Origin of the sequence: Methylosinus sp. C49 (genome assembly GCF_009936375.1) — a bacterium.
Lineage (GTDB): Bacteria > Pseudomonadota > Alphaproteobacteria > Rhizobiales > Beijerinckiaceae > Methylosinus.
The window spans coordinates 179,031-195,232 of the sequence record NZ_AP022332.1; the positions used below are offsets into that span (position 1 = coordinate 179,031).

Consider the following 16,202-nt stretch of genomic DNA (forward strand, 5'->3'; position numbering starts at 1 on the left):
CTCGAGCGCGGGGATTTCAGTTCTCTTAACCAGAATGCGTCAAGAATGGCGTCGACGCCGCTCACGCGGCCTGAGACGAACGACGCCATGGATGAGCTTCTCAACGATTTCCTCGTCGAGACCGCCGAGCACATAGATGCGGCGACGATGGAGCTCGTCTGTCTCGAGAAGGACCCGGGCGATCAGTCGCTCATCGCCAGTCTCTTTCGCCATGTGCATACGATCAAAGGCACCAGCGGCTTTTTGAAGCTGCCGCGCGTCGGCCGGCTGACCCATTCGACCGAGGCGCTCATCGGCGCTCTGCGCGACGGCGCGCCAATGAGCGCCTCGCATGTCACGCTCATTTTCGCCGCTGTGGATCGGCTGAAGGATATTCTCGCCGAAATGGGCCGCTCCGAGGAGGAGCCGGCGGGCGACGACGAAGAGCTCGTCGCCGCGCTGGAAGAGGCGACGCGCCGCGCCCGCCTCGGCGAGGAAGAGCCCGACCCCGCCGAGGCGAGCGGCGCCGCTGCGCCCGCCTCCCGCGCCGCCGCGACGCCGGGCGAGGCGCATTCCGCCAGCGTCGCCCATATCGGCGAGACGGTCCGCGTCTCGGTCAATGTGCTCGATCGGCTGATGGGCATCGTCTCCGAGCTGGTCTCCACCCGCAATCGTCTGCTCGAATTGTCGAGCGCCTGCGCGGGCGGCGACGAGGCCATGAGCAGCACCGTGCAGACGCTCTCCAACATCACCAGCGATCTGCAGGATGCGGTGATGAGCGCGCGCATGCAGCCGGTCGGACGGCTGTTCTCGACGCTGCCGCGGCAGGTGCGCGATCTCGCTCATGATCTCGGCAAGAAGATCGTCGTCACGACGGAAGGCTCGGACACGGAGCTGGACCGGCAAGTGATCGAGCTGATCCGCGCGCCGCTCACCCATATCATTCGCAATTGCGCCGACCATGGCATAGAATCTCCGGCCGAGCGCGCGCGCATCGGCAAGAGCGAGACCGGCGTCATTTCAGTGCGCGCCGCCTATGACGCCGGCCAGATCATCATCGACATCGCCGACGACGGCCGCGGGCTCGACGCCTCGCGCATCCGCTCCAAAGCCTTGGCGCTCGGGCTCGTCTCGGAGACCGATATCGCCAAGCTCAGCGACAGCGAGCTGTTCGAGCTGGTCTTCACGCCGGGCTTCTCGACCGTGGATGGCGTCACCAGCGTTTCCGGCCGCGGCGTCGGCATGGATGTGGTCCGCGAGAACATTCAGTCGATCGGCGGCTCCGTCTCGCTGACCTCGCGCCAGGGCCGCGGCGCCTGCGTCACGCTGCGCATTCCGCTGACGCTCGCCATCACGCCGGCGCTGATTCTGACCAGCAATGGCGCGCGCTTCGCCATACCGCAGATGACCGTGGTCGAGCTCGTCGGCGTCGGCCGCGGCTTCGAGCATGCGATTCAATATATCCACGACGCGCCGGTGCTGCGCCTTCGCAATGACGTGCTTCCGCTGGTCGATCTCTCGGCGACGCTCGGCCTCGGTCGACCGGCCCAGGAGGAGACGCGCGACGGCTTCGTCGTCGTGCTGCGCGTCGGCAGCGCGCGATTCGGCCTGCTGGTGGAGACGATCGCCGATGTGCAGGAGATCGTCATCGAGCCGCTGGTGAGCGCTCTGGCGCGGCTCGGCGTCTTCTCCGGCCAGACGATTCTCGGCGACGGCTCGGTGGTGCTCATTCTCGATCCCGCGGCTCTGCTCGACCACGCTGGCCTGCAGCGGCTCGCCGAGCGCCCGGCCGAAGCGGCGACGCCGGAAGTCTTCGTCCCGCGCGCGGAGAAGACGCGCATCATCATCGTCAAGGCCGGCCCCGGCCCGCTGAAGGCGCTGCCTCTGTCTCTCGTGCTGCGCATAGAGGATGTGCCGCGCGAGCGGCTGATCGCCTCGGACGGGGCCTTCGTCATGGCCTATCGCGACAGCCTGCTGCCGATCATTCCGGCGACCTCGGACATGTCGCTCGACCGCGACTCCTATCCCATCCTCGTGCTGTCGGGAGCGGGCCAGTCCATGGGACTGCTCACCGAGGAGATCGTCGACGTCACCGACGAGATTCTCGACCTGCAGAGAGAGAGCGATTCGGCGCATATTCTCGGCTCCATCCAGCTCGGCGGCGAGATCGTCGAGTTTTTGGACGCCACCTATTTCATGCGCATCGCCTGCCCGGCCGCCGTGGCGCGCGGCGTCAACAAGCGGCATCGCATTCTGCTCGTCGACGACAAGGCCTTCTTCCGCGACATGCTGGCGCCCATACTCGGCTCGGCCGGCTATGACGTGACCACCGCCGCCTCGGCGCCGGAAGCGCTCTCCTTCCTGCGCAAGGGGTTGTCGGTCGAGGCGGTGGTGACGGACACCGACATGCCGGAAATGGACGGCTATAATTTCGCCCGCGCGCTGCACGCGCTGCCCGGCCTCGCCGAGCTGCCGGTGGTGGCGCTCGCCGCCCAGGCGGCGCCCAGCGTGCTCGCGGCGGCCAAGGCCTGCGGCATCGCCGCCGTCGCCGGCAAGTTCGATCGGCGCGCGCTCATCGAATGCGTCGGCCGCCTGCTCGACAAGGCGGACACCGCGCCGCGCGATCTCGAATTGCGCATCATGTCGGAGCTGGCCGCATGACCCAGACGCAACGCGACGCCAACGGGCGCCGCCGGCAAGGCGATACGGGCAAAGAGCAGTCGCGCAACTTCACCATAAAGGTGCGCGGCCAGACCTTCGGCCTGCCGGTGGAATGCGTGAAGACGATCTTCCACATCGAGCAGGTGACGCCGGTTCCGCTGGCCCCGCGCGAAATCGCCGGCCTCGCCAATCTGCGCGGCCGCATCGTCACCGCGCTGCGGCTCGACCGCTGCCTCGACATCGACGAAGGCGACCGCTCCGATTCGAATCTCGCCGTCTGCATCGAGCACAATGGCGAGCGCTATGCTCTGCTCATCGACGAGACGGGCGACGTCGTCACCTGCGAGGAGGACGACCGCATCCTCTGCCCGACTCATGTCGGCCAGCAATTCGTCGACGCGACCAACGCCTGCTACCGGCTCGACGATGATTTTCTGCCCATACTCGACATAGCCGCGCTGGTGAGGCGCCTGTCGAGGCCGGGCGAGAGCGGCGGCCGCGACGGACATTCGAGAGACGCATCCCGAGGAGTAGACTGATGAAGCAGATTCTTGTCGTCGACGATTCCGCGGTCATCCGCAAGGTCGCGCGCCGTATTCTCGAAGGGATGCAATTCTCCACCGTGGAGGCGGAGAACGGCCGCAAGGCGCTGGTCGCCTGCGAGCAATCCATGCCGGACGCCATCCTGCTCGACTGGAACATGCCAGAGATGGACGGCGTCGAGTTCCTGCGCGCGCTGCGCAAGATGCCGGGCGGCGCCGGGCCGAAAGTGGTGTTTTGCACCACGGAGAACGAGGCGAGCTATATCGCCCAGGCGATGGACGCGGGCGCCGACGAATACATAATGAAGCCCTTCGACCAGCATGTCGTGCGCTCCAAGCTCGAGGACATAGGCGTTATCTGAGCGGGCGCCCGCTTCGCTCGACAACACTCCAGCCGCGACGAGACGGGAGCGCTCTCTTTCGGGAGCGACTGTGAAATGCGGAAAGCTGCGGCGTCTCGGCATTTTCGGCCGGGCGCGACGCCTCTGGCGGAGAGCGCGCGATGAGCCTCGCCTTCGCACGGCTGCGCCGTCTCGTCGGCTCGCTCGTCGGCGTCTCGCTCGACCCCGACAAGCTCTATATGGCGCAGAGCCGGCTGGAGCCGATCATGCGCGCCCATGGCTGCCGCGACCTCTCCGGGCTCATGCGCCTCATCGAGCGGCGCGAGGACGAGGCGCTGCTGCAGCGCGTCATCGATGCGATGACCAATAACGAGACCTCATTCTTCCGTGACCGCCTGCCCTTTCAGCGGCTGAAGCGCGATTGGCTGCCGGAGCTGATGGCGCGGCGCGCCGAGACGCGGCGCCTGCGCATCTGGTCGGCCGCCTGCTCGACCGGTCAGGAGCCCTATTCTATCGCCATTGCGCTCGCCGAAATGGGCGAGGCGCTCGCCGGCTGGAGGGTCGAGATTCTCGCCACCGATGTTTCGGAGACCGCGCTGACGACGGCGCGGCGCGGCGTCTACAGCCAGTTCGAGGCGCAGCGCGGCCTTTCGATCGACCGACTGCTGGCGCATTTCGACCAGAAGGACGGTCTCTGGCGGATTCGCGATGAGCTGCGGACGAATATCGTCTTCCGCAAGCTCAATCTGCTCGATGATTGCTCCGGCGAGACGCCCTTCGACATCGTCTTTTGCCGCAATGTGCTCATTTATTTCGAGCCTGCGGTGAAAAGCCGCGTGCTCTCGCGCCTGCGCGATCGTCTCTCCGGAGACGGCTGCCTGATCCTCGGCGCGGCCGAGACCATCGGCGAGCGTGTCGGCGGCCTCTCTCCCGCGAGCGACGCCGCCTGGCTGCTGTTGCCGCGCCCTTCGCCGCAGCCGCTCGCCGCCATCGGCGCGTGAGCGCGGCTCGCATCCCCCCCCTCTGAACGCGCGAAGGGGCCCCCGAGGGAGCCCCTTTTCGACTTGCGGCCGCCTTTCCCGGAGGACTCAGGCGGTGATGCGCTCCTCGGCTTCGCTCGGCTCGCGCAGCACATAGCCGCGGCCCCACACCGTCTCTATGTAGTTGCGGCCTTCGCTGGCGTTGGCGAGCTTCTTGCGCAGCTTGCAGATGAAGACGTCGATGATCTTGAGCTCCGGCTCGTCCATGCCGCCATAGAGATGGTTGAGGAACATCTCCTTGGTGAGCGTCGTTCCCTTGCGGAGCGAGAGCAGCTCGAGCATCTGATATTCCTTGCCGGTCAGATGCACGCGAGCGCCCGAGACCTCCACCGTCTTCTGGTCCAGATTGACGACGAGATCGCCGGTCGTGATGACCGATTGGGCATGGCCCTTGGAGCGGCGCACGATGGCGTGAATGCGCGCCACCAGCTCGTCCTTGTGGAAAGGCTTCGTCAGATAATCGTCAGCGCCGAAGCCCAGACCCTTCACCTTGTCCTCTATGCCGGCGAGGCCGGACAGGATCAGAATCGGCGTCTTGACCTTGGCCACCCGCAAGGTGCGCAGCACCTCGTAGCCGGACATGTCGGGCAGATTCAAATCGAGCAGGATGATGTCGTAATCGTAGAGCTTCCCGAGATCTATGCCCTCTTCCCCGAGATCGGTCGTATAGACGTTGAAGTTCTCGGATTTGAGCATGAGCTCGATGCTTTGAGCGGTCGCGCTGTCATCCTCGATCAGTAAAACGCGCATTTTCGGTCCCCACCCAGCTCCACCAATCTCCCCGGACGTCGTCGCGTCGCCCGAGCGTCGACGATGCGCCGCGCTTCGTCGGCCGCCCGCCAAGATCTCTATCTATTTGTAGAAACGCTAAGCGGTAATGGTTAACAAACCCTGACCTTCGGCCCGGCGGCCAACCAAAACCTTAATCGTCGACGGCTAAGGGCCATCGCGAGCCAGAACAGCGTCTCTTTGAGGGGGACGAATCGACCGGCCTTCTTGTTTATACAAGCCGTCCGCCCGGCTGCGAAGCCGCTCGCGGCTACGCAAAGGCCGCGGCGAAAGCTTCGCGAAAGCCCCGCCGCGCGGCGGCGTCGCGCCGCGCTCGCGATTGACTTATGCGCGGGCTTTCTCCTATATGCCGGCGCGGCGTCGCAGAGACGCGTTTCGTGCGGGGGCTTGCGCGCCCGCGAAAAAGGCGAACGAGACAGCCGCAAGGGCGAGAAAAAGGCGCCCTGCGAGACCAAAATGAGATCGAGGGCCGTGGCGGCGGCCAGCCGATGACGAGCGGTCGGCGCGAGGCGATGACGGCTCTTCGATCGGCGACCTGAGCGAGCGGAGACCCAAGGTGAAGAGAACTTATCAACCCAGCAAAATTGTGCGCAAGCGCCGTCACGGCTTTCGCGCCCGCATGGCGACCGTCGGCGGCCGCAATGTCCTCGCGGCGCGCCGCGCCCGCGGACGCAAGCGCCTGTCCGCCTGATTTTCGCCGGCTTCTCGGCCAGGGAGGACGGGAGGCGTGAGCGAGAACATTCCAGACGAAACGCGGAAGACCAAACCGCGACGCCTGCGCAAGCGGCGCGAATTTTTGCGCGCCGCCGCGAGCGGGCTGAGCCGCGGCGCGCGCGCCTTCAAGCTGCAGGCGGCGGCGCGGGAGGGCGGCGACACGGACACGCCGCGCTTCGGCTTCACCGTGACGAAGAAGATCTCCGGCGCCGTTGGTCGCAACCGCATTCGGCGCCGCCTCAAGGAGGCGCTGCGGCTCTGCGGCGCTTCCGGTCTCCCGGGCTATGATTATGTCTTCGTCGCCCGGCCCGACGCGTTGACGGCGCCCTTTTCGGATTTGACGGCGCAGATCGTGGACGGACTGACGAAGCTCAGGCCCGGCGACAAGCCCCGGCGCCACCATCGCAACTCCAAAGACAGGCCGCAGGCGTCATGAACGAATATACCAAGAATGTCCTCATAGCGGCCGGCCTGTCGATGCTGGCGATCGCCGGCTGGGATTATTTCTACGCTTTCCCCAAGCTCGACCAGCAGCACAAGGAAGCGCAGCTCGCGCAGCAGCAAAAGCCCGGCGCGCCGCAGAAGCCGGCCGCCCAGCCCGCCGACAAGGCCGCGCCAGCGGCCCGGCAGGCGCAGCCGCAGAGCGTCGTCGCCGCCAAGCCCGCACCCAAGACGCGCGAGGCCGCTCTCGCCGAGAGCAAGCGCGTCGTGATCGACACGCCCTCCATCTCCGGCTCCATCTCGTTGAAGGGCGGCCGCATCGACGATGTCTCGCTGAAAAATTATCACGAGACCGTCGATCCCAAGAGCCCGATCATCGTGCTGCTCTCGCCGGAGAACGCGCCGCACCCCTATTACGCCGAATCGGGCTTCCTCGCCTCCGACAAGGATCAGGCGCCGCCCGCCCTGCCGAACGGCGAATCGCTGTGGAGCGCCGATCACGATCAGCTCTCCGTCGGCCAGCCCTTGACGCTCACCTTCGACAATGGCCAGGGCCTCGTCTTCAAGCGCAAGATCGCTGTCGACGACCAATATATGTTCTCCGTGACCGACAGCGTCGAGAATCACGGCCAGGGCTCCGTCACCCTCTATCCCTATCTGCGCGTCTCGCGCATCGGCGCTCTGGAGAGCGCCGGCTATGCGGCCCTGCACGAGGGCTTTGTCGGCGTGCTGGGCGAGGCCGGCCTGCAGGAGCTGAAGTTCGAGAAGGTCGAGAAAGAGCCGCACGCCACCAAATCTTTCGAGGCGACCGGCGGCTGGCTCGGCTTCACCGAGAAATACTGGGCCGCCGTGCTGGTGCCGCAGCAGGACCGCACGCTGGTGGCGCGCTTCTCGGCTTCGGGCGCTGGAACGACCAAGGCCTATCAGGCCGATACGGTGGAGGCGCCGCTGACCATCGCGCCGGGCGCCTCCGGCTCCGTGGCCTCGCGCATCTTCGCCGGCGCCAAGGTCGTCGACACGCTCGACGCCTATGAGGGCCAGGGCATCAAGCTCTTCGACCGACTCATCGATTGGGGCTGGTTCTACTTCCTCACCCGGCCGATGTTCCGCATCATCGACGGCCTGTTCCATGTGCTCGGCAATTTCGGCCTCGCCATTCTGGCCGTCACCGTGCTGGTCAAGATCGCCTTCCTGCCGCTCGCCAATAAGAGCTATCTGGCCGTGGCCAAGATGAAGGCGATTCAGCCCAAGATCGCGGAGCTGAAGGCGAAATACGGCGACGACAAGCAGACCTTGAGCCGCGAGCAGATGGAATTGTTCCGCCGCGAGAAGGTCAATCCGGCCGGCGGCTGCCTGCCCGCCCTGCTGCAGATTCCGGTGTTCTTCTCGCTCTATAAGGTGCTGGTCATCACCATCGAGATGCGCCACGCGCCCTTCTATGGCTGGATCAAGGACCTCTCCGCGCCGGACCCGACCAACATCTTCAACCTCTTCGGCCTCATTCCCTTCGACCCCACTCAGATTCCGGTGTTCGGCTCGTTTCTGTGGCTCGGCGTCTGGCCGATCGTCATGGGCGTCTCCATGTGGGTGCAGATGAAGATGAACCCGGAGCCGACCGACGAGGTGCAGAAGATCGCCTTCGGCTGGATGCCGGTGATCTTCACCTTCTCGATGGGCGGCTTCGCCTCCGGCCTCGTGATCTATTGGACCTGGAACAATGTGCTCTCGGTGGCGCAGCAATGGGTCATCATGAAGCGCGCGGGCGTCAAGTTCGAGCTGTGGGACAATCTGAAGAACACTTTCGCCTTCCTCAAGAAGCCCGCCTGATCGCGCCTTGAACGAAGCCCGCGACGAGGATTTCACGGAACCGGGCCGGCTGCTCTTCGCCGGCCCGTGCGATTTTATATTCGCCAGCGCGAAATCCGGCGATCTGCCGCCGATCGGCCCGCCGGAGATCGCCTTCGCCGGCCGCTCCAATGTCGGCAAATCCTCTCTGCTCAACGCTCTCACCGGCCGCAAGGCGCTGGCGCGCGTCTCCAACACGCCGGGGCGCACGCAGCAGCTCAATTTCTTCGCGCTGGGCGCCGCGCCGGGCGCGGAGCCGCTGCGCCTCGTCGACATGCCCGGCTATGGCTACGCCGCCGTCGGCAAGGAGAAGATCGCCAATTGGACGCGGCTGATGGAGGAGTTTCTGCGCGGCCGCGCCTCGCTGATCCGCGTTTTCGTGCTCATCGACAGCCGCCGCGGCGTGAAGGATCTCGACGAGCAGATGTTCGACCTGCTCGACCGCGCCGCCGTCTCCTATCAGATCGTGCTGACCAAGCATGACGAGTTGAAGGTCTCCGAGCGCGAGAGCGCCGTCGCCGCCGTGGAGGCCGCGCTGGCCAAGCGCCCGGCCGCCTTCCCGCGCCTCGCCGTCACCTCCTCCCGCACGGGCGATGGCGTGACGGAGCTTCGCGCCGGGATCGCGCGGCTGCTGGCCGAACGAAACGCTTGAATATTGCAGCCTCGTCCTTTCTAAAAGGGTCGAGCTTCATCCAACCACAGGCGGACCCATGACCGAGGATTCGGCCGACAGCGCGCTCCAGCAAGCACGTATTCTCATGCAGGCGCTGCCGCATATGCTGCGCTATGACGAGGCGACCGTCGTGGTGAAATATGGCGGCCACGCCATGGGCGACGACAAGGTCGCGCGCGATTTCTCCCGCGACATGGTGCTGCTCGAGCAATCGGGCGTGAACCCCGTCGTCGTGCATGGCGGCGGCCCGCAGATCGGCGCCATGCTCGGCAAGCTCGGCATAAAATCCGAATTCGCCGACGGGCTGCGCGTCACCGACAAGGCGACGATGGAAATCGTCGAAATGGTGCTCGCCGGCTATATCAACAAGCAGATCGTCGGCTTCATCAATTCCGAGGGCGGCCGCGCGATCGGCCTCTGCGGCAAGGACGGCCGCATGGTGACGGCCGAAAAGCTCGCGCGCCCCAATCACGAGGACGGCAAGGCGATCGATCTCGGCTTCGTCGGCGAGGTGGCGAAGGTCGACACCACAGTGCTCGATCAGGTGCTCGGCCGCGAGCTGATCCCCGTGCTCGCGCCGGTGGCGCAGGGCCTCGACGGCGAGACCTACAATATCAACGCCGACACTTTCGCGGGCGCCATAGCCGGCGCGCTCGGCGCCAAGCGCCTCTTGTTCCTCACCGACGTTCCGGGCGTGCTGGACAAGAACAAGCAGCTCATAAAGGAGCTGAAGGTGGAGGATATTCCCGGCCTCGTCGCCGACGGCACCATCACCGGCGGCATGATCCCCAAGGTCGAGACCTGCATGTATGCGATCGAGCGCGGCGTCGAAGGCGTCGTGATTCTCGACGGCAAGCTGCCGCACGCCGTTTTGATCGAGCTTTTGACAGATCATGGCGCGGGCACGCTGATAACGAGGTGACGCATTGATAGCGAAGCGCGTGGCGACGAAACGATCCAAGAGCCGCCTCACGGCTCCAGATCGTGTCGCCTCACGCACGGGGCGGCGCGCGCGATGACGGAGCCCGCGGACGAGCCGCGCCTTCTGACCATCGCCAATCGCTTCGCCCATGTCGACACATGGGTCTTCGATCTCGACAACACGCTCTATCCCGCCTCATCGGATCTCTGGCCGAAGATCGACCATCGGATCACTCTGTTCATGATCCGCCTGTTCGGCCTCGACGGAATGTCGTCGCGCGCGCTGCAGAAATACTACTACAAGCATTACGGCACAACGCTGCGCGGGCTGATGACCGAGCATGGCGTCGACGCCGACGCTTTCTTGAAATTCGTCCATGACGTCGATCGCTCGTCGCTGCCGCCAAATCATTCGCTGGCGGCGGCGATCGCCGCGCTGCCGGGCCGCAAGCTCATTCTCACCAATGGCTCGCGCGAGCATGCGCTCGACACGGCGAGGCAGCTCGCCATCGATCATATTTTCGAGGATGTCTTCGATATCGTCGCGGCCGATTTCATCGCCAAGCCGCATGAGGGCGCCTATGAGCGCTTCTTCGATCGCCACGCCATCGAGCCGAAGCGCTCCGCCCTTTTCGAGGACATAGCGCGCAATCTCATCATCCCCCATGCGCGCGGCATGACCACCGTGCTGGTGACGCCGGAAGCCGGCCATGAGGAAAAGCGCGAATCCTGGGAGATCGCCCATGGACGCGAGCCGCATGTGGATTTTACGACCAATGATCTCGCTGGGTTTTTGGAAGGGCTGACGGTAAAGAGATGATGCCCGGAATGGCTATTTCGCATGTTCTCTTTAACCTGGGGGACCGCTCCAATGCTGCAGCCCATTGCTACGCCCGAGTCATTTGTCGAACTCGTGATTCAAGAGGCAATAAAGCGTGGCTATGTTCTCGAGAGAGGGACGCGCAACGGACGACAAATCGACTTTGGGAACAAAAAGCTACATGAAGGACATCTTCGGTCGCTGTTTCCTGCGATCCTCAGTCCGAGCGCAGATATAAAAAAAATGATTGAAAGCGTGGCTCCGGGGCGGCCGTGTGCTCATAAGCCCATGAAAGAAATAATCCACGCTATCAGCATTAATTTTGTTCGGTGAAATCGAGCGCCTCAAATTCCCAATAGCGGCCTGAGCTTCGCCGTTGCCACCGCCAGCTCGCTCTTCGAGGCGGAGCCCTTCTTCTTCGCCTTGCGCGCGCGCCAGTCCAGACTTTTCACCTGATCGACGAGGGCCGCCGATGGCGTCGGTCCCGCGATCGCGACCTCGAAGGGATAGCCCTTGATCTTCGTCGTCATCGGACAGCAGATCATCAGCCCGGTCTTGGCGTTATAGGCATTCGGGCTCAACACGAGCGCGGGACGATGCCCCGCTTGCTCATGGCCGGCCTGTGGATCGAAGCTCAGCCATACTATGTCGCCACGCTCGGGCGTATAGGCCGCCATTAGAGCGTCTCGCGGCCGACAGGCGGTCCGAAGCTCTCCTCCTCATGCAGGTTTTCAGACGTCACACCTGCGAGAAGGTCCTCGAGAGAGAATTCGGGCGCCGCGAGCGGCTCTATCACCACGCTGCCGCCTTCGACGCGCACCTCGACGGCTTGGTCGATCTCGAGGCGCGCCTGCTCCATGACGGCCGAGGGTATGCGCACAGCCGCGGAGTTGCCCCATTTTTTGACGATCGCTCGCATCGCAACCCCAAAAGTATCTACATTGTAGAAACATAAGATTGGGACGCCGCGTCGTCAAGTCATTTCCCATCCCGTTCAGAAACTGTCACATTTCCGCAACGGAGCGGCATTCTTTGTAACGTTGTCTTGACTGTATAGCGCCCGCTCTCTTCAATGCGACGATGATACGAGCGGGGGCACATCAGCGGTTGAGAACGTGCGTGATCGCGCGCGTGCTCGCCTGCCTGCTCATGCTGCAGGGCTTCATCGTCGCCGCTGGCCCCTCTCTCGCGGAACAAGCAAGCGACCCCGCCGGCTGGAGCGAAATTCACGCGACGGCGACCAAGCTCTGCGCTAGCGAGAACGGCGTCGCAAATCCACTGAGCGATCATTCCTCCTGCGAGCGCTGCATGTTCTGCACGCTCGGCGCACGCGGCGTCGCGCTGACCCTCGCGGCGCTCTGGCGCCTTACGGCGATCTCGCCGCCCGAACCGGATTCGCGCCACGCGCCACGCAGCGCCGACGCCGCCGAATCCACGACGCCGCCCGGCTGGGCCAGCACCTGGTCGTCGCGCGCGCCGCCCTCCTTCTCCTGATCCGAAACGAATCGCGGCTCTCTCGCCGCATCTTTCCATCGGAATCGCGCGCGCCCGCGTGGCGTCGCGCCAGGAGCAATTTCACATGTCTCGTAACGCCCTCATGCGCGGCGCATCCGCCGGCGCGCTGTCTTTCGTCGTCTTTTCATCCGCCGCTGCGCAGGAGGCCCTGCCCGCCATCGACATCTCCGGCGAGCAGCGCCCTGCCGCCGGCCCCTCGCGCGGAAAGCTGCAGCCGCCGAATGGCAAGCTGCAGCTCGACGTCGCCTCGCAGACCGGCAGCCGCCTCGGCCTGACGCCGCGCGAGACGCCCTCCTCCGTCTCCATCGTCGATCGCGCCACCATAGAAGCGCGCGGCGCGCAGACGACGCAGGAGGTCATTCAGCGCATGCCGGGCGTCATCGCCTCGGACCCGCCGGGCTCGGCAGGGTCGATCAGCCTGCGCGGCTTCGGCGCGTCGTCGGTGACGCAAATGTTCAACGGCATCACCGTGCAATATGACGCCATCGCGGGCCGTCCGGTCGACAGCTGGCTCTACGACCGCATCGAGCTTCTCGGCGGCGCCTCCTCTTACCTCTACGGCCAGGGCGCCGTCGGCGGCGCGGTGAATTACGTCAGCAAGGTCGCCACGCGCGGCGAGGAGCGCAATGAGGCGCTGCTGATGGGCGGCATGTGGTTCAACCGCCGCGCGTCTTACGGCTTCAACAAGCAGCTCGACGAGAATAATTGGCTGCAATTCGATCTGAGCTACAAAGGCTCGCAAGGCTGGGTCGAGGATTCCAATCATAATTCCGGCGCCGGCTCCATTTCCTGGCTCACCGATATCGCGCCCGGCCTCTCCAATACTGTCGCGGTGGAGTTTCAGAGCGAGCAGCGCGACTCCTATTGGGGCACGCCGGTTCCGCGTCCGCTCGGCGGAACGGGCACAATCGCCTGGGGAACCTTCGGCCTGCCGGTGCTCGATCTCAAATTCGATCCCGGCGTGCGCTTCAAGAACTACAACAGCCTGAAGCCGGTCTTCGACCAGCAGGTGCTGTGGGCGCGCGACATCACGGAATATAAGCTGGACGAGGAGACGAGCTTTAAAAACACCTTCTATCTCTATCGCGCCGACCGGCAATATCAAAACGTCGAATCCTATCGCTATAATGCGACCAACACGCTGATCGACCGCAGCGGGTCTTTCGCCACCCGCCACGTCCAGAGCCTCGTCGGCGACAGGCTGGAGGCGACGAATGCGACGACCCTGTTCGGCCTCGAGTCGAAAACGGTCGCGGGCATAGACTTTTCGCTCAATCAGCAGACGCGCAACGGAGGCCTCGAATCGGGACTGGCCGTCGACACGGTCGAGCCCTATGGCTATTCGGCCTATAAGCTCTATCAGGACAATCCATTGGCGACGAGCTATGTGGGCGACGCGCGCAGCAAGCTCTACACTCTGGCGCTCTTCGCCGAGAACCGGCTGTCGCTGACGCCGCAGCTTCATCTCGTGACGGGCCTGCGCTGGGAGAAGATCAGCCTCGAGCGTTTCAATTACCGCATTCCGACCCTGCCCAGCGCCTCGAACCCCTATGGCAATCCCGCCTATTTCGGCAAAGGATACGAGCCGATCACCTGGCGCGCCGCGCTGATGTACGACGTGACCAGGGAGGCGAACGTCTATGTCTCCTACAGCACGGCTGCCGATCCGCCCTCCGGCATTCTGCTCACCAACAACGCCGGCGGCGTGCGCAATTTCGAGCTCACCACCGGCTGGCAGATCGAGGCGGGAACGAAGCTCGATTTCTGGGAGGGCAGAGGCTCGGCGACTCTCGCAGGCTATTTCATCGAGCGCAACAATGTCACCACTTCCGATCCGGCCAATCCCAACAGCGTCATCAATGTCGGCAAGCAATCGTCGAACGGCATAGAGGCCAATGTCGGCTTGCAGGTGTTGGATAATCTCAGCGTGCAGGGCAACGCGGCCTGGATCAATCCGAAATTCGAGAGCTTCGAGGAGGCGGCGACGATCGCCGGAACCACGCTACGCGTGTCGCGCGCCGGCAATCGGCCGACCAATATGGCGCGTTGGATCGCCAATGGCTGGATCACCTGGGATTTCCTGCCCGATTGGCAGGCGACCTTTGCGGCGCGCTTCGTCGGCGATCGCTTCGCCGACAACGCCAATACGATGCGCATACCGGCCTATACGACTTTCGACGCCGGCCTCTCCTGGCGCGTGACGCCCAATGCGAAGCTGACCGCCATGCTGAAGAACATGACCGACGCCGCTTATGTCGAATGGGCGTCGGGCGGCACTGGACCGCTACTGCGGCTCGGCCAGCCGCGCACGGTCGAATTGTCGCTGAAGATGACCTTCTGAGAGGAGGCGAACATGAAGAGATATCTCTATCTCGCTCATCGCTGGCTCGGGATCGCGGCCTGTCTCTTCATGGCCATGTGGTTCTTCTCGGGCGTCGTCATGATGTATGTCGGCTATCCCAAGCTCTTGCCGTCGGAGAGGCTGGCGGCGCTGCCGCCGCTCGATGCGGCGCGCTGCTGCGTCGCCCTCTCCCGTGCTTTCGACGCCGCGGGAGAGGGCGGCGCGCCGCAATCCGTCCGCCTCACCAGCATCGCCGGCGCGCCGACTTTCATTTTCGGGCGGCGCGCGAAGGACAGCGGCCCGCAATTCACGGCGGCGCGCGCCAGCGACGGCGCGCGCGTGACCGGCGTTTCAGAGGAGAACGCCATCGCCGCCGCGCGCGCCTTCCTCGGCGGCGAGGCGAGCTATGACGGAATCGTCGACGAAGACCAATGGACGCATTCCAAAGGTCTCGACGGACTGCGCCCGCTGCATCGCGTCTATATGTCCGATGCGGATTCGACGCTGCTCTATGTCTCTTCCGTCACTGGCGAGGTGGTCCGCGACGCGACGCGGACGGAGCGCCTCTGGAACTGGGCCGGCGCCTGGATCCATTGGCTCTATCCGTTCCGCGGCGGCTGGTTCGAGGCCTATTGGCATGACATCATCGTCTATTCCTCGCTCGTCGGAACCGTGCTCGCCGTCACCGGCCTCGTCGTCGGCGTCATGCGCTGGCGTTTTCGCGCGCCCTATAGGACCGGCGCGCGCACGCCCTATCGCGAAGGCATGATGAAATGGCACCATATCGTCGGCCTCATCGGCGGCGCGACGGCCGTCACTTTCGTGTTCAGCGGCCTGATGTCGATGAACCCGTGGAAAATCTTCGAGACCAGATCGGCCTTCGACGCCAAACCCTATTATGGCGGCGCGCTCGCGCCCGAGCGCTTCCCTCTCTCGGTCGCGCAAGCGCTGACGAAATTCGCCGATGATGGATTCGCGGCGCGCGAGCTCGAGCTGCGCGTCATCGACGGCGCCGGCTATTATGTCGGCTTCAGCGCCGGCGGCGCGACGCGAATCTTGCGCGCAGAGGCCGACGCCGCGCCCGCCTTCACGCTGCCGCTCGACGAGTTGAAGCGGCTCGGCGCGCGGCTCGTCCCCGACGCGAAAGTCACGGCGGCGACGGTGATGGAGACCTACGACTTCTATTATTTCGCGCGCGCGCCACACACCATGCATGGCGATGTCGACAAGCGCCTGCCTGTATTGCGGCTCGAGTTCGACGACGCCGCCGGAACCTGGGCGCATATCGACCCGCATACGGGCGCCGTGCTCGGCAAGCTGGATTCGGGGCGCCGCGCGAGCCGCTGGCTGTTCGCCTTTCTGCACAGCTGGGACGCGCCGGCGCTGCTCGCGGCGCGGCCCTTGTGGGACGTGCTCATGCTGGCGCTCAATGGCGCGGGCTTCGCGCTCAGCGTCACCGGAATCGTCATCGGCTGGCGACGGCTGAAGCGCAAATTCGGCGAGCGCCAAGCGCCGGCGCGATCGGCGTCGCCGAGCTTGGCGAGATCGAGCCGCGCATGACCACCGTGCTGGTGGCGCCT

Annotated in this window: 16 protein-coding genes; 13 read left to right on the top strand and 3 right to left on the bottom strand. The window is 64.8% G+C overall.

Translation table 11 applies throughout. The features are described 5' to 3' along the window. Positions 1-87 precede the first annotated feature (87 nt). From GYH34_RS00830 to GYH34_RS00845, 4 genes are all read left to right on the top strand, one after another. Positions 88-2,640, top strand: coding sequence for a chemotaxis protein CheW (locus tag GYH34_RS00830; RefSeq protein WP_244635216.1), 2,553 nt, complete (start codon positions 88-90; stop codon positions 2,638-2,640). Further along, on the top strand, positions 2,637-3,179 hold the full coding sequence (locus GYH34_RS00835) for a chemotaxis protein CheW (RefSeq protein WP_161911940.1): 543 nt from the start codon (positions 2,637-2,639) through the stop codon (positions 3,177-3,179). The genes GYH34_RS00830 and GYH34_RS00835 overlap by 4 nt, the downstream gene beginning before the upstream one ends. Beyond that, positions 3,179-3,544, top strand: a complete 366-nt coding sequence (locus GYH34_RS00840; RefSeq protein ID WP_024878472.1) for a response regulator — start codon at positions 3,179-3,181, stop codon at positions 3,542-3,544. Before GYH34_RS00835 ends, GYH34_RS00840 begins: the two co-directional genes overlap by 1 nt. Before the next feature lie 140 nt (positions 3,545-3,684). After that, positions 3,685-4,524 carry a protein-glutamate O-methyltransferase CheR gene (locus GYH34_RS00845; protein WP_161911941.1) on the top strand — a complete coding sequence of 280 codons (840 nt, stop codon included), beginning with the start codon at positions 3,685-3,687 and terminating at the stop codon, positions 4,522-4,524. An 87-nt stretch (positions 4,525-4,611) separates the two neighbouring features. On the opposite strand, the gene ctrA is transcribed toward GYH34_RS00845, so the two are convergent. Continuing rightward, positions 4,612-5,313 carry a response regulator transcription factor CtrA gene (gene ctrA, locus GYH34_RS00850; protein WP_161911942.1) on the bottom strand — a complete coding sequence of 234 codons (702 nt, stop codon included), beginning with the start codon at positions 5,311-5,313 and terminating at the stop codon, positions 4,612-4,614. Positions 5,314-5,908: 595 nt separating this feature from the next. Here ctrA and rpmH point away from each other — a divergent pair. From rpmH to GYH34_RS00880, 6 genes are all read left to right on the top strand, one after another. Further along, positions 5,909-6,043, top strand: a complete 135-nt coding sequence (gene rpmH / locus GYH34_RS00855; RefSeq protein WP_018266959.1) for a 50S ribosomal protein L34 — start codon at positions 5,909-5,911, stop codon at positions 6,041-6,043. A 36-nt stretch (positions 6,044-6,079) separates the two neighbouring features. Beyond that, on the top strand, positions 6,080-6,502 hold the full coding sequence (gene rnpA / locus GYH34_RS00860; RefSeq protein ID WP_161911943.1) for a ribonuclease P protein component: 423 nt from the start codon (positions 6,080-6,082) through the stop codon (positions 6,500-6,502). Next, complete coding sequence (gene yidC / locus GYH34_RS00865; protein ID WP_161911944.1) at positions 6,499-8,334, top strand: membrane protein insertase YidC; 1,836 nt, start codon at positions 6,499-6,501, stop codon at positions 8,332-8,334. The genes rnpA and yidC overlap by 4 nt, the downstream gene beginning before the upstream one ends. A 7-nt stretch (positions 8,335-8,341) precedes the next feature. Continuing rightward, the gene (yihA, locus tag GYH34_RS00870) at positions 8,342-9,004 is read left to right on the top strand and encodes a ribosome biogenesis GTP-binding protein YihA/YsxC (RefSeq protein WP_161911945.1); all 663 of its coding nucleotides are present in this window, start codon (positions 8,342-8,344) and stop codon (positions 9,002-9,004) included. A gap of 58 nt (positions 9,005-9,062) precedes the next feature. Further along, entirely contained in the window at positions 9,063-9,947 is an 885-nt protein-coding gene (argB, locus tag GYH34_RS00875; protein WP_142862633.1) for an acetylglutamate kinase, read from the top strand. 93 nt (positions 9,948-10,040) lie between these two features. Next, entirely contained in the window at positions 10,041-10,766 is a 726-nt protein-coding gene (locus tag GYH34_RS00880) for a pyrimidine 5'-nucleotidase (protein ID WP_161911946.1), read from the top strand. A 344-nt stretch (positions 10,767-11,110) separates the two neighbouring features. On the opposite strand, the gene mazF is transcribed toward GYH34_RS00880, so the two are convergent. Together mazF and GYH34_RS00890 are read right to left on the bottom strand one after the other, a co-directional pair. Further along, entirely contained in the window at positions 11,111-11,443 is a 333-nt protein-coding gene (mazF, locus tag GYH34_RS00885) for an endoribonuclease MazF (RefSeq protein WP_161911947.1), read from the bottom strand. Then, positions 11,443-11,685 carry an AbrB/MazE/SpoVT family DNA-binding domain-containing protein gene (locus GYH34_RS00890; RefSeq protein ID WP_161911948.1) on the bottom strand — a complete coding sequence of 81 codons (243 nt, stop codon included), beginning with the start codon at positions 11,683-11,685 and terminating at the stop codon, positions 11,443-11,445. The genes mazF and GYH34_RS00890 overlap by 1 nt, the downstream gene beginning before the upstream one ends. Before the next feature lie 200 nt (positions 11,686-11,885). Here GYH34_RS00890 and GYH34_RS00895 point away from each other — a divergent pair, with 200 nt between their 5' ends. The 3 genes from GYH34_RS00895 (at position 11,886) to GYH34_RS00905 (ending at position 16,182) form a co-directional block, all read left to right on the top strand. After that, positions 11,886-12,260, top strand: a complete 375-nt coding sequence (locus tag GYH34_RS00895; protein WP_161911949.1) for a hypothetical protein — start codon at positions 11,886-11,888, stop codon at positions 12,258-12,260. A gap of 85 nt (positions 12,261-12,345) precedes the next feature. Beyond that, positions 12,346-14,622 (top strand): TonB-dependent siderophore receptor, encoded by a 2,277-nt coding sequence (locus tag GYH34_RS00900; RefSeq protein WP_244635217.1) that lies wholly within the window; start codon positions 12,346-12,348, stop codon positions 14,620-14,622. Positions 14,623-14,634: 12 nt separating this feature from the next. Then, a complete protein-coding gene (locus GYH34_RS00905; protein WP_161911951.1) occupies positions 14,635-16,182 on the top strand; it encodes a PepSY domain-containing protein in 1,548 nt (515 codons plus the stop codon). The last annotated feature ends 20 nt before the right edge of the window (positions 16,183-16,202 follow it).

What these genes read in the sequence shown, in the direction of transcription:
- GYH34_RS00845 (WP_161911941.1), top strand. Translation starts at nt 3,685, where the DNA reads ATGAGCCTCGCCTTCGCACGGCTGCGCCGTCTCGTCGGCTCGCTCGTC.
- GYH34_RS00835 (WP_161911940.1), top strand. Translation starts at nt 2,637, where the DNA reads ATGACCCAGACGCAACGCGACGCCAACGGGCGCCGCCGGCAAGGCGAT.
- argB (WP_142862633.1), top strand. Translation starts at nt 9,063, where the DNA reads ATGACCGAGGATTCGGCCGACAGCGCGCTCCAGCAAGCACGTATTCTC.
- GYH34_RS00880 (WP_161911946.1), top strand. Translation starts at nt 10,041, where the DNA reads ATGACGGAGCCCGCGGACGAGCCGCGCCTTCTGACCATCGCCAATCGC.
- GYH34_RS00840 (WP_024878472.1), top strand. Translation starts at nt 3,179, where the DNA reads ATGAAGCAGATTCTTGTCGTCGACGATTCCGCGGTCATCCGCAAGGTC.
- mazF (WP_161911947.1), bottom strand. Translation starts at nt 11,443, where the DNA reads ATGGCGGCCTATACGCCCGAGCGTGGCGACATAGTATGGCTGAGCTTC.
- GYH34_RS00830 (WP_244635216.1), top strand. Translation starts at nt 88, where the DNA reads ATGGATGAGCTTCTCAACGATTTCCTCGTCGAGACCGCCGAGCACATA.
- yidC (WP_161911944.1), top strand. Translation starts at nt 6,499, where the DNA reads ATGAACGAATATACCAAGAATGTCCTCATAGCGGCCGGCCTGTCGATG.
- GYH34_RS00900 (WP_244635217.1), top strand. Translation starts at nt 12,346, where the DNA reads ATGTCTCGTAACGCCCTCATGCGCGGCGCATCCGCCGGCGCGCTGTCT.
- GYH34_RS00890 (WP_161911948.1), bottom strand. Translation starts at nt 11,685, where the DNA reads ATGCGAGCGATCGTCAAAAAATGGGGCAACTCCGCGGCTGTGCGCATA.
- GYH34_RS00905 (WP_161911951.1), top strand. Translation starts at nt 14,635, where the DNA reads ATGAAGAGATATCTCTATCTCGCTCATCGCTGGCTCGGGATCGCGGCC.
- ctrA (WP_161911942.1), bottom strand. Translation starts at nt 5,313, where the DNA reads ATGCGCGTTTTACTGATCGAGGATGACAGCGCGACCGCTCAAAGCATC.